The following is a 13,252-nucleotide window of genomic DNA, read 5'->3' as shown; positions in this document are numbered from 1 at the left end:
GGGCAAAAATGAAAGCAGTAGTAAATGTATCGCTTAAAAACGGTGTTTTGGATCCTCAAGGAAAAGCGGTAGAACACGCGCTAGAATCACTAGGTTTTAGCGGGATTTCAAACGTTCGTATCGGCAAACAAATCGTACTTGATATTAACGCCTCATCATCGCAATCGGCAAAAAAAGAGCTTGAAAAGATGTGTGAGGAGTTGCTGGCAAATACCGTGATAGAAGATTACGAGATCATAGTATGAAAGTCGCCATAGTCTTATTTCCCGGAACAAACTGCGAAACGGATACCGAGTATGCTTTTGAAATTTTAGGATGTCAAACGGAGATAATTTGGCACAAGCAAGATGAGATAAATGCCGATCTTATAGTGCTTCCGGGCGGCTTTAGCTACGGAGACTATCTTAGAACGGCAGCGATAGCTAAATTTTCTCCTGCCATGAAAGCCGTCTTAAAGCACGCTCAAAAAGGCGGATATATCTTAGGAATTTGCAACGGCTTTCAAATGCTTTGCGAACTAAAACTGCTTGCGGGAGCAATGAGAAGAAACGAAAATTTAAGCTTTATATCAAAGTATCATCATCTTAAAGTTATAGCCAACTCAAATAAATTTCTTTCAAATTTAAAAGTCGGCGAGATAGTAAATGTCCCGTTAGCTCACGGAGAGGGAAACTTTTACACCGATGAAGATACTCTAAAAAGCATGTACGACAACGAACAAGTGCTTTTAAAATACTGCGATAAAGACGGCAAAGAGCTAAATCCAAACGGCTCGATTGATGCGATAGCGGGAATTTGTGATAAAAGCAAAAGAATTTTCGGACTCATGCCTCATCCTGAGCGAGCTTGCGAGAAAATTTTAGGCACGGATGACGGGCTTAAGATGCTTAAAGGGCTAGTTTGCTAAGGCTTTTTACAGCTCTTGTTGTGGCTCTTTTTGCTTTAGCTCAAGAGCCAAGCGTCTTTGATATGATGAAAGAGGAGCGAAGCGATAAGGTTATAAAACGTCCAAAAATTCCGGAAAACATCGCTCCTACCAATGAGCCTGAATTTAACCTAAAAGATACGCAAATTTATCAGTATGTAGAGCCAAATAAGCTCATTTTAAAATATTCAGGTATGCCAAAGCAAGCCTATGAAGGCGAGATTTTTAAATTTACTCTTACTGCTGATACTCAAGATAATATAACAGTTGATATCCAAACTATAATCGAAGAGAGCGAAAACATCAAATGGCTAAATCCGAATTTGCAGTGGGAGCATAGCGGAAACGGAGTATATAAGAGCGAAATTTATCTAGAAGCAAACTCCTCAAAGCCTAAAAACCCGAAAATAACTCTGAATCTAAAAAGAAACGGCGAGTTTTTTCAAACCGCAAGCACAATCGTTACTCTGCCTAAATTTAAAGAGGTAAAGGGCGATGAAAAATTTAGCCATGTGGTAGCCGATCTTCTTGAAGTAAAAAAGCATAAAACGAGTAAATTTGACGATAAAAACCTCATAATGGTCGTAGAGATAAGCTCTAAAAACGGTAATATAGCCGACTTTTATATGGATGATAAGAGCATTATCAAACAAGGGGTTGACTCTATAAGCGGGAATTTAACTTCTCAAAACGGATATTATTTTGCCGTATTTGAGCCGACAAGAGAGAATTTTGATTTTAATTACTTTAGCCTCAAAGAGAAAAAATTTATCAGCTTTTTGCTTCCTATCTTGGTTGAAGATGACGAGATTAGCACTCAAATAGGACTAAATCCGAAACAAAGCAAGTTTGAAAACTATAAAAACATAGCAGGCTACACCCTGCTTGCGGCTTCTTTTGTGATGTTTTTAATCAAAAAAAGCTATATATACTTAGTCGCAACTCTCATTTTCGGCTCTTACGGACTATACACCTACAATCCGTTTGGAAGTGCAACTCTAAAAGAAAATATCAATGTAAAAATTTTGCCTACTCAAAATTCAACCATTTTTCACACTACCAAAGAGCAACAAAAGGTTGAAATTTTAGGCGAGAGAGAGGAGTATAAAAAGGTGCTTATGCAAGATGGTAAGATAGGATGGGTGCTAAAAGATGATCTTTTCAAGAATTAAAGCGGCATTTTTCGCCGTTACTTTTATCCTGTCTGTCTTTTGGGTAGTCTTTTTTATGTGGGCTTTTAATAAGCACAACCGGCCCATCAGAAGAATTTGGGGAAGATTTCAAAGGCTTTGCGGAGGATACTCGTTAAAGATAGAAGGCGAATTTAACGATGAAGCCAATATGATAATAATGAATCACCAAAGCATGCTTGATATCATCGTCTTAGAAGAGGTTCATCCTAAAAATATCTGCTGGCTTGCAAAAAAAGAGATCAAAAAAATCCCTATCATAGGTAAGATAATCGACATCCCAAAGATGATTGCGGTAGATCGCGAGAGCAAACATGCGCTTGTAAAGATCGTAAAAGAGGCGGAAGATAGAGTCCAAAACGGACGAGTCTTGGCGATATTTCCAGAAGGCACTCGCTCGCGAACAAACAAACTTTTGCCATTTAAAGGCGGAGCAAAAATCATCGCCGATAAGCTAAATTTAAAGATACAGCCTATCGTGCTTGTAGGCACGGATATCCTTGACGTTACGAATTTCAGCTTTAAAAACGGCGAAGTGAAGATCATCTGCCTTGATTTAATAGACACAAGCGACAAAAACTGGCTTGAAACTGCCAGGGAAAAGATGCAAGAGGTTTATGATGCCGAGCTTGCATTAAGACAAAATACCAAGAGTTAAATTTATCGTTTAACTGTTATAATATAATCCTAATCTGGTAATTTAAAAAGGAAACTCATGAAAAATATTTTAGCCATTTTCATATTTGCATTTGCACTAAGCTTTGGACATGAAGTAAATTTTGATAGGTTCTATGATGAAAATATTACAAACGAAGAAGTTGATAGAGAGCTTGATAAGCTACTTGCAGCTTTGGATGAAAATCCAAATTTGATAAATAAAGAGACTAATGAATACAACGAACGAATTTTTTCATTTTTCATTATAAATAGTAAAGTTGGAAATACCGGCAAATTTGACTTTGAGCGTATAGAAAAAGTTCTTAAATTTAAGCCCGATCTAAATTATAATATGTATAAAATAGACAACTCTTCACCGCTTCATATGTCTATGGTTTTAGGACTTGACATTGATGGTGGTCAATGGTTAAAAGAAAATGAGGCTTTAAAACTCATTAAAATTCTAGTTAAAAACGGAGCTGATATAAACTCTAAGGAGCTTTTATCCACCGCTTGCTCTTTTAATAAATTTAAGCTCTTTAAATACCTTCTTGATAATGGCGCAAGGGATACTACTGGAATTTTATTTTCTCTTGCAATGGATATAAGTGGATTTGTTGGAAATAGCGGACTTTCTATCCATAAAAATAAGTTAGACAACAGCAAAGAAAGAGAGTTTGTAAAAACAGATAAATTTAAAAATTTTTATGAAGGCAGGATAAAATTTCTAGAAGAAGCGCTTAAATTTATAAAATTAAGTGAATTTAATCCTAAAGAGATCGAGGCTTTTATAATTATAAATTCTATTTTAGACAATGACAAAGTCATTGAAATTTTACTTAAACACGGACTTTGCGAGCTTGAAAATAGCTGCAAATTTTTAAAAGAGCAGGCAAAAAATTACGATAGCAAAGAAATATTAAATCTGCTAAAAACAAATTAGCCAAATTTATATACTTTTAAACGATACCATTTGCATGTTAATTTGATTTTTACTCCTTTTGGTTTTTAAAATTTCAATCAAGCTTGATACTATCTATATCAAGTTTATTATATTTATCTTGAAAATATTAGCAATTTGTAGTATAATCTGCTAAAAATTTTAAAACAAAAGGAAAAATATGCCAAAAAAAGCAGACAAATTTGAATTTCAAACAGAAGTAAGTCAGCTGCTTGATCTTATGATTCACTCGCTATACTCAAACAAGGAAATTTTCTTAAGAGAGCTTGTATCAAACGCTTCAGACGCGCTTGATAAACTAAATTATCTATCTTTAACGGATGAAAAATACAAAGCCCTAAGTTATACGCCAAGGATTGACATAAGCTTTGATAAAGATAAAAAGACGCTAACCATCAGCGATAACGGTATCGGAATGAACAAAGAAGATCTAATCAATAATCTAGGCACCATCGCAAGAAGCGGCACAAAGAGCTTTTTAAAAGAGCTTAGCGATAAAGCGAAAAAGGATAGCTCTCTTATAGGTCAGTTTGGAGTGGGCTTTTACTCGGCATTTATGGTTGCGGATAAGATAGAAGTTTTAAGCAAGAAGGCGCTTGAAGATGAAGCGTTTTTATGGAGTTCCGATGCAAAAAGCTACGAGATAAAAGAGGCTAAAAAAGAAAGTCACGGCACAACCATAACTCTACATCTTAAAGATGATGAATTTAGCAATATCTATAGAATAGAAAATATCATCAAGAAGTATTCAAACCACATCCCTTATCCGATATTTGCCGATAAAGAAGAGTATATACAGCCAAAAGAAGGAGAAAAAGAAGGAAGCTATGAAAGCAAAAACACGCAGATAAACAAGGCTTCCGCTCTTTGGAGAATGAATAAAGCTAGCATAAAAACTGGTGAATACAATGACTTTTACAAACAAATCAGCCACGACGAGACTGATCCGCTGCTTCATATACACACTAAAGCCGAAGGCAAGATCGAATACAGCACACTATTTTACATCCCTGCGACTGAGCCGTTTGATCTGTTTCGCGTTGATTATCAAAGTGGCGTGAAGCTATACGTGAAGTGCGTTTTCATAAGCGATGATGCCAAAGAACTTCTGCCTCCTTACTTGAGATTTGTACGCGGAATTATCGATGTAGAGGATCTGCCGTTAAACGTAAGCCGTGAAATTTTACAAGAAAATGCGATAATGAGAAACGTAAAAGAGCAAAGCGTAAAGAAAATTTTAAGTGAGCTTTCCAAACTCAAAGATAAAGATAGAGAAAAATACATAAAATTTTACGCAATGTTTGGCAAAGTGCTCAAAGAAGGGCTATACGGCTTTGGCAACGACAAAGAGCAAATTTTAGATCTGTGCTTGTTTAAATCAAGCAAGCGTGATGGGCTAATCAGCCTTAAAGAGTATAAAGAGGCGATGAGTACGGATCAAAAAAGCATTTACTATATAAGCGGCAACAACGAATCTATGCTTAAAAATTCTCCTTTGCTAGAGAGCTTTAAGAAAAAAGGCATAGAAGTACTTATAATGGACGAAGAGATTGACACTATCGTTATGCCTATGGTAAATGAATTTGACAAAACCGCTATCAAATCAATTACTCACTCTGACGTAGATAGCGAGATAAAAGATGATAGTAAATCTGTGGACGAGAGTAAGCACGCGGGAATTTTAGCCAAGATGCGCGAAATTTTAAAAGATGATGTAAAAGACGTAAAGCTTAGTTCGCGCCTTAGCGAATCGGCAGCCGTTTTAGTCTATGACAAAAACGATCCTGATTTTGCTATGCAGACCATCTTAAAACAAATGGGGCAGTCAAATATACCAAATGCAAAGCCTATACTTGAGATAAATCCAGATCATGAAATTTTTGAAAAACTATCCACAAATGAATTAATGGTGCATGATGTTTCAAATTTGTTGCTTAATATGGCGAAGCTAAATGAGGGAATGAGCCTAGAAAATCCGTCCGAGTTTAGTAAGAGTTTGATTAAAATAATATTAAAGGCTTTATAAAAAGTTATAATTTTATAATACTTTAAAATCAAAAAAAATATAATTACAAAACCTAAATTTGACGCGGGGTAAGGGGATTGCGCTCAATGACGAAGATAGTTTATTCAAAAAATTTTCAGAGAGTTGTTACTCTTTTTTGCATAGGTTTTATAGTTGCGCTTGGCTTTGTCTTTTTGAAAATGCAAGAGACATCAGCCAAGCTTACAAATTCTTCAAACAAACAGCTTATTTCATACAAGCTAGCCGATGAACTGCGTCAAAGCTCGGATGATCTAACCAAATTCGTTAGATTATTCGTCGCCACAAACGGTAACGAAATATATGAAAAAGAATACAACAAAGTCCTGGATATAAGAAACGGCAAAGTCCCTCGCATAGATACAAATGAAAAAATACCGCTAAAAGAACTTATGAAAAAAGAGGGTTTTAGCGATAGTGAGTTTAAAAAACTAGAAGACGCCGAAAATAGATCCCTCGATCTAGCAAAACTTGAATTTGAAGCTATGGATATGATGAGGTCCGCTTCATCGATTCACTATAATCAAAGCGAAGTAAAAGAAAAAGCGATGAATTTAGTCTTTGGCGACAACTATAATAACTACAAAGCAAGCATTATGCAGCCCATAAATGAATTTTTTACCATGGTTGAAAATAGAACTGCAAACGAATTTAGCATATACAAGCATAAACTTGATAATATGCAAAATATATTTTTAGTCCTTTCTGCGGTGGTAATTCTAACGATATTTTTCTTCGCATACCTTAGCACAAAGGTTACCGAAGGAATTTTAGGAGCAAAGCCTGCTCGCATCGAAAGTATTATGAAAGAAATTTCAAGCGGAAATTTAGCTGTAGAAATTAGTACCGATTTTAAAAATAGCGCATTAGGACTTTTAAAAATAGCCACGAACAACTTAAAAAGCCTGATATCTGAAGCCAAAAATTTATCAACTGAAAATTCATCAGTCGCCTACGAGCTATCGGCGACATCTTTGCAAACAGGACACAATGTAGAAAAATCCTTGATGACAACAAATGAAACTACCGCAAAGGCTTCTTTAATCAAAGATCAGATAAAAACCTCCATAGAAGATGCAAAACAGGGCAAAAGCGATATGCAAAATGCCATAAATCAGATCGATACGGCAAACGAAGCCATCTCTCGCCTAAGCGATAAAATAAGTTCAAGCGTTCAAACCGAACTTGCACTGGCAAATAAAATTTCAGAGCTAAATAAAGACGCCGAGCAAGTTAGAAATATACTATCGGTTATAGACGAGATTGCCGATCAGACGAATTTACTCGCCCTTAATGCCGCCATTGAGGCCGCTCGCGCAGGAGAGCACGGAAGAGGATTTGCCGTAGTTGCCGATGAGGTAAGAACTCTTGCTGAAAGAACTCAAAATTCACTCATAGAGATAAATTCGACCATAAATATCATAGTAGGAGCGATATCTGATTCAAGCGCGCAGATGAATTTAAACTCAAAGCAAATCAGCGAGCTAACTTCGGTTGTCAATGAGGTTAAGGGCAAGATAGTTTCGATGAACGAAAGCATGAAAAAAGCCGTTTTGATGTCAGATAAAGCAGTTGAAGACTATATCAAAACGGGCCAAGACGTAAATGCGATCTTGCAAGGAATGTCTGATATAGCCGAATGCTCGGCTCAAAACGCAAAAAGCGTTGAAGAGATTGCAAGTGCGACCGAGCATTTAAGCAAAATGACCGAAACGCTAAATAACAAGCTATCTAAATTTAGCACCTAATTTTGTAGTCCAGTACTGGATTGCTAATTAAAATTTTATATGTCTATCAAGCCAAGTGTTCATAAATTTAGCTTTTAAAAAGCGAATTTATGAACTTATATTATTCAACTCAAAAGCACTTATTTAGTTTTAAACTTACTGATTTTTTATCTCTTGCGTTTCATAACCTTCAAACAATAGCTTTGACATACCGCCGCTTAAATTTATAATCTCTTTAAAAAGTCCGCTTGAAGCTAAAATTTCAGCCCCCATCAGACTTCGCACTCCTCTTCTACAAATAAGCGCCACGGGTTTATTTACATCCACAACGGCTAAAATTTCTTCTAAAAATTTTGGATTAAAGACTCTGTCGTTATCGTAAAAATACACTAGCTTAGCACCCTTGATAACGCCTGTTTCATGCCACTCGTAAGGAGTTCTTATGTCGATTAACTGCTCAAAATTTTCGGCATTTTGCTTTGTGATCTCTATACTTTTTATCTCGTTAAAATTTATCTTTGGCACAATATTTCCTTAAATTTCACTCTTCGCCATCCCTGCTTCTACCAAAAAACAGCTTGGATGATAGTTGATTTTTTTAATTTTATCGTATTTTGCATAACTTAAAAAAAGCTCATCTCTAGCCCTCGTAACAGCTACATAAAACAGCCTTCGCTCCTCTTCCAGGCTTCCACCCATACTCATAAGCTTTAAATTCGGAAAGCGATTTTGCGCAAGATCCACGATAAAAACCTGCTCAAACTCAAGCCCTTTACTCGCATGCACGCTTAAAAGATTTACCCCTTCGCCACTACTCATCTCGTTACTGCCTAGTGTGATGAAATTATAGAAATTCTGGGCTTCGGAGTAGTTTTTAGACAGTTCGCTTAATACCTCAGTCTTTGCCATTATCCGCTCTTTAGCCTCTTGTTTAACGCTTTCATCTACATTGCCGTTTTTCATAGTGGCGCGCTTGGTTGCTAAATTTTCAGCCACAAGAGCGTAAATTTTGCTTGTTTTTATCTCATTTATCAAGGAATTCGGTCTAGTAAGCCTTTTTGCTCTAATTAAAAAGTTATAAATTTCATACAAAAACATCGCCCCGCTCTCGCTTAATTTTTGCATTTTAAGTATAGGATGAGCAAAAAATTTCTCACTAAAACCAAGTTTAGAAAATCTTGACATCTCGCCGATCTCATCGATCTCATCAAAAAGACCAAGCTGATAGTTTCGCATCTTTTTTTCAAACAAATTCACACTATCGTCAGGATTTAACAATCCCTCAACCGCGCTTCCGTGTCCAAGCTTAACCAAAGCATCAAAAATTTCCTTGCTAAGTGCGGCACCGACTCCTTTTGCGTATTCAAAGATATGGATAAACGCCATGATATCTTTTGGATTTATGATAATACCCATAAGATCCATAAGTGCTTTTATCTCTCTACTTTCAAAAAAGCTTATCCCGCCTTTACGCTTGGAATTTATCCCACGCTCTCTAAGTGCGACTTCAAGACCGTCGGCGCTTGAGTTGTTGCGAAAAATGATAGCGATCTCCTCGTGCTTAAATTTTGAGTTTGATATTATTTCAGCGATATTTGAGTACTGATCAAAAAGCTCTTCATAAACCAGCAGACGCGGAGGTGCAAATTTCTTATCATCTCTGCTTACGATCAGCTTTTTTTCATACAAGCGCGGGTTGTTTGAGATGACTTTATTGGCAAGTGCAAGTATGCTTGAACTGCTTCGATAATTCGTATTTAGCGCATAAATTTTAGCGTTTAAGAAGCGATCTTTAAAAGAGCCGATTATCTCGATATTTGCCCCGTTAAAAGCATAAATGCTTTGATCAAAATCACCGACGCAAAATAAGCTTTTGGTGTTAAACGCTTCAATAAGCGAGCCTTGCAAGGTGTTAGTATCTTGATACTCATCGACTAAAATTTCATCAAAGCTTAACGGGGCTCCCTTTTTAAGCTCTTTTCTCATTTTTATAAGCAGATCGTTAAAGTCCGCGTAACCAAATTTGGCCTTTTCCTCTTCAAATTCCCTTAAAACATCTTCGTAAATTTCAGCATATACGGCTTGTTCGTCACTTCGCCCTTTTAACCAGTCGGCGAAATTTCCGTCTATGACGGAATTTTGAAATAGCGAATAAAGATCGTAAAGATAGGCTCCACCGTAAGCCTTAATATCGCTTAAATGATAAAATTTACGCCTATCCACAAGGCTTTTAAGAAGAGTTTTTAGTTCGCTTGGCTGCTTTAAAGTTACGCCCTTATCAAGCGATTTTAAAAGAGAATAAGATACCGAGTGAAACGTCCCTGCGGTAATCTTAGAAGTAATTTTTTTATCAAAATACCTATTTAAACGCTCTATCATCTCGCTTGAGGCTTTATTTGTAAATGTTAGCAAAAGTATCTTTTCCGCCTTAACGCCCAAATTTAGCAAGTGAGCTATGCGCGCTACAATGGTAGATGTCTTGCCTGTGCCTGCGCTTGCTATTACTAGATTGTGTCCGGCTGGAGCGGTAGCGGCGGCGTATTGTTCGGTATTTAGTCTTGAAAGGGGCATACAAATCTCTCTTTTAAAAAGACGTGATTATACGATAAGTTAAATTTGAAGTTGATAAATTTAATAGGCTTTTGTAAATCTAAATTTTAAATTAGCACGAATTTACAATACCGCAAAAACAAATTTCGACTTTAAATTTTATAAATTTTACATATCCATTTTGCTTTATAAATTTAACCTTAATAATCTCAAATTTCTGATACAAATTAACATCTTTGTAAGTAAATTTTAAGTAAAATCAAAGCCCAATTCAAAAAGCGGAGAGAGATTTTGCAAGTAGATCGACAGATATTTTACGCCTGTGTAGCGCTTATTACCATAGGCATTATCTTTTCGCTATCTTTGCCTGTTTTTGCGGTACTTTACTTCAATTACGAAACATATCATTTTTTTATTAGACAGCTTGCGGTAGGTGCATTAGGCATATTTTTGATGTGGAGTATATCACTACTTAATCCTGACAAAGCGCTTGTTTGGATAGGGTTTGCTCTTTTTATCGTTTGCGGACTATCTATGGGGCTTATGCACGCACTTCCAAGCTCTATGGTAACGGATGCCGGAGGAGCTAAACGCTGGATACGCTTGCCCGGTTTTTCACTGGCTCCGGTTGAGTTTTTTAAAATCGGATTTGTGTATTTTTTAGCTTGGAGCTTTGCAAGAAAGATAGATGACAGCAAAAAGAGCCTAAAAGAGGAATTTAAGCTTATCCTGCCTTACGCCTTTTTGTTTTTGATCGTGGTTTATCTTATAGCCGTGTTGCAAAACGACCTTGGGCAAGTGGTGGTTTTGGCCCTTACTCTTATCATGATGGCGTTTTTTGCGGGCACAAGTTTAAGACTGTTTGGAATTGGCGCGATAGCTGCAATCGCGCTTGCAACTCTTGCCATAGCAACCTCCGAGCATAGAATTTTACGTATCAAATCATGGTGGGGCACGATACAAAACATGGTCTTATCAATGCTTCCTGAGAATTTAGCAAACGCTCTAAGAGTAGCCGATGCTCCCGAGCCTTATCAAATTTCACACTCGTTAAACGCTATAAAACACGGCGGATTTTTCGGAGAGGGGCTTGGCGCGGGAGTGTTTAAGCTTGGATTTTTAAGCGAAGTTCATACCGACTTCGTGCTAGCAGGCATAGCCGAAGAGATCGGAGTGCTTGGCGTATCGGCAATTACTTTTATAGTGGTTTTTTTGCTTTATAGAATTTTTAGAGTCTCTTCAAGAAGCGAAAACAAAGTGTATCACCTATTTAGCCTAGGTATTGGGCTTCTTATCTCCCTTTCGTTTCTAATGAACTCCTACGGCATCACATCAATCACGCCGATAAAAGGAATCGCCGTGCCGTTTTTAAGCTATGGAGGAAGCTCTATACTTGCGCTTTGCATAGGTATAGGCATGGTATTAATGGTAAGCAAAAGGGCAAAGGGATGATCATCATAAGCGGAGGCGGAACCGGCGGGCATTTGGCGATTGCTAAAAGTCTAAACGAAGAGTTCGTAAGAAGAGGCGAAAAGACTATGTTTATCGGCTCATCCAGCGGGCAGGATATGATGTGGTTTAAAGACGATGAGAATTTTGAAGATAAAATTTTCTTGCCAAGCAAAGGAGTGGTAAACAAAAGAGGCTTTAGCAAGCTTGCTTCGCTTGCTAATATACTTAATCTAGCCTTTAAATGCCGTAAAATTTTTAAAGAGGTCGGTGCTAAAGCCGTTATAAGCGTGGGTGGATATAGTGCGGCTCCTGCGGCATTTGCAGCAATTATCTCAAATTTGCCGCTTTTTATCCATGAACAAAACGCCGTAACAGGCAAGCTTAATAAAATTTTAAAACCTTTTGCCAAAGGATTTTTTAGCTCTTACGAAAAAGTTAAATTTGACTACCCTGTCACAAGCAAATTTTTTGAAAAGTCAAGAGTTAGAAGCGAACTTAAAAACATAATCTTTCTAGGCGGTTCGCAAGGTGCGGCGGCTATAAACGAGCTTGCTTTAAATTTGGCTTTAGACTTAAAAAATATGGGTGTAAATATCATTCATCAATGCGGCAAAAACGGATTTAACGAGTTAAAAAAAGAGTATCAAAAGCTAGAAGTTGAAGTTGATCTGTTTGAATTTAGCAAAGAGATAGAGGCAAAGATGAGCGCTGCCGATCTTGCCGTAAGCAGGGCCGGAGCGAGCACTCTATGGGAGCTTTGCGCAAGCGGTTTGCCTACAATATTTATCCCCTACCCTCACGCGGCTAAAAATCATCAATTTTACAACGCTAAGTTTTTAGTAGATCAAAATTTGGCTAAATTTTGCTTTCAAAAAGACGGCAAAATCGACAAAAATGAAATTTTAGATATTATAAGTTCAATAAATCTAGAAGAAATCTCAAGCCGATTAGGCGCTCAAATAAGCCTCAACGGCTCTCAAAAAATAGTCGATGAAATTTTAGCTAAGATAACTTCTCACCGATAGAATCGACCTTAAGTTCTTTTAGCTCATAGGTCAAATAATAATATATCAACTCATCAGTCTTTAGGCTCTCGTCGCTAAATATCGGCTCTATCATTGATATAATCTTATCCGTCATTCCTGCGATCTCAACCAAAAGCAACTCATCGTGTCGCTCTTTGGCAAGTTTGATACTATAAAGAAAAAATTTATAAAGCATCTTAAATTCTTTTAAGATTACATTAGATATAACTACGGCTCTAGTCTTAAGAGTCTCATCAAGTCTCTTTTGAAATTCTATAAGCTCAGCTAAAGCGGTTTTGATCTTACGTCTTTGGCCGCCGTTTCTTGAAATCCAACGCTTTGAGTCCTCTTTGAGCAAATTTCCATACTCTACCGTTAAAACGCCGATTATAAATTTTATATTTTGACAAGCTTTTGCAAGCATATCGCTAACTTCTAAGCTTACGCCTTTTTTTTCGGTTTTTATAGAAATTTTTCTAATTATCTGATCAAGATATATGCTTATGTTTTTATAATAATCCTCGTTGTCAAAGACACACTTAAAATATTGGCTATTTTTACGGCCGTTTAGAATTTCATATTTTTGAATGGAATCAATCAGAAAACTAAAGCTATTAACCCCTAGTTGATTACTTTCTACTTCTATCTTAGTTTGACAAAGCGCCTCAATCTCGTTTTTTATCTCTTTTATATCTTTAAAAATTGAAGAATAATCCATCTT

General features: G+C 36.7%; 11 protein-coding genes and 1 pseudogene. 9 read left to right on the top strand and 3 right to left on the bottom strand.

Annotated elements, in window-relative coordinates:
* Positions 1 to 8: 8 nt before the first annotated feature.
* From purS to ACHJH3_RS08195, 7 genes and pseudogenes are all read left to right on the top strand, one after another.
* Entirely contained in the window at positions 9 to 245 is a 237-nt protein-coding gene (gene purS / locus ACHJH3_RS08225) for a phosphoribosylformylglycinamidine synthase subunit PurS (protein WP_169940805.1), read from the top strand.
* Entirely contained in the window at positions 242 to 907 is a 666-nt protein-coding gene (purQ, locus tag ACHJH3_RS08220) for a phosphoribosylformylglycinamidine synthase subunit PurQ (RefSeq protein WP_407064406.1), read from the top strand. Before purS ends, purQ begins: the two co-directional genes overlap by 4 nt.
* Positions 901 to 2,097, top strand: a complete 1,197-nt coding sequence (locus ACHJH3_RS08215) for an SH3 domain-containing protein (protein ID WP_407064405.1) — start codon at positions 901 to 903, stop codon at positions 2,095 to 2,097. The genes purQ and ACHJH3_RS08215 overlap by 7 nt, the downstream gene beginning before the upstream one ends.
* Positions 2,078 to 2,773 carry a lysophospholipid acyltransferase family protein gene (locus tag ACHJH3_RS08210; RefSeq protein WP_407064404.1) on the top strand — a complete coding sequence of 232 codons (696 nt, stop codon included), beginning with the start codon at positions 2,078 to 2,080 and terminating at the stop codon, positions 2,771 to 2,773. The genes ACHJH3_RS08215 and ACHJH3_RS08210 overlap by 20 nt, the downstream gene beginning before the upstream one ends.
* Before the next feature lie 57 nt (positions 2,774 to 2,830).
* Positions 2,831 to 3,715, top strand: coding sequence for an ankyrin repeat domain-containing protein (locus ACHJH3_RS08205; protein ID WP_407064403.1), 885 nt, complete (start codon positions 2,831 to 2,833; stop codon positions 3,713 to 3,715).
* 178 nt (positions 3,716 to 3,893) lie between these two features.
* Positions 3,894 to 5,759, top strand: a complete 1,866-nt coding sequence (gene htpG / locus ACHJH3_RS08200) for a molecular chaperone HtpG (RefSeq protein ID WP_407064402.1) — start codon at positions 3,894 to 3,896, stop codon at positions 5,757 to 5,759.
* Positions 5,760 to 7,030: 1,271 nt separating this feature from the next.
* Positions 7,031 to 7,525 (top strand): annotated as a pseudogene (locus ACHJH3_RS08195) (methyl-accepting chemotaxis protein); the annotation flags it as partial.
* A 135-nt stretch (positions 7,526 to 7,660) separates the two neighbouring features.
* Here the strand turns inward: ACHJH3_RS08195 and ACHJH3_RS08190 are convergent.
* Together ACHJH3_RS08190 and ACHJH3_RS08185 are read right to left on the bottom strand one after the other, a co-directional pair.
* Positions 7,661 to 8,029, bottom strand: a complete 369-nt coding sequence (locus ACHJH3_RS08190) for a rhodanese-like domain-containing protein (RefSeq protein ID WP_407064401.1) — start codon at positions 8,027 to 8,029, stop codon at positions 7,661 to 7,663.
* A 9-nt stretch (positions 8,030 to 8,038) separates the two neighbouring features.
* On the bottom strand, positions 8,039 to 10,075 hold the full coding sequence (locus ACHJH3_RS08185; protein ID WP_407064400.1) for an ATP-dependent helicase: 2,037 nt from the start codon (positions 10,073 to 10,075) through the stop codon (positions 8,039 to 8,041).
* Positions 10,076 to 10,345: 270 nt separating this feature from the next.
* Between ACHJH3_RS08185 and ACHJH3_RS08180 the strand changes: the two genes are divergently transcribed.
* On the top strand, positions 10,346 to 11,506 hold the full coding sequence (locus ACHJH3_RS08180; protein WP_407064399.1) for an FtsW/RodA/SpoVE family cell cycle protein: 1,161 nt from the start codon (positions 10,346 to 10,348) through the stop codon (positions 11,504 to 11,506).
* On the top strand, positions 11,503 to 12,531 hold the full coding sequence (gene murG / locus ACHJH3_RS08175) for an undecaprenyldiphospho-muramoylpentapeptide beta-N-acetylglucosaminyltransferase (protein WP_407064398.1): 1,029 nt from the start codon (positions 11,503 to 11,505) through the stop codon (positions 12,529 to 12,531). The genes ACHJH3_RS08180 and murG overlap by 4 nt, the downstream gene beginning before the upstream one ends.
* Here the strand turns inward: murG and ACHJH3_RS08170 are convergent.
* Positions 12,509 to 13,249, bottom strand: a complete 741-nt coding sequence (locus tag ACHJH3_RS08170) for an imidazole glycerol phosphate synthase (RefSeq protein WP_407064397.1) — start codon at positions 13,247 to 13,249, stop codon at positions 12,509 to 12,511. The two genes, murG and ACHJH3_RS08170, sit on opposite strands and share 23 nt — an antisense overlap.
* Positions 13,250 to 13,252: the final 3 nt, after the last annotated feature.

Source organism: Campylobacter canis (assembly GCF_045504005.1).
GTDB lineage: Bacteria > Campylobacterota > Campylobacteria > Campylobacterales > Campylobacteraceae > Campylobacter_A > Campylobacter_A canis.
The sequence above is the reverse complement of the archived record's forward strand: the minus strand, read 5'-3'. Positions and strand labels throughout refer to the sequence as shown.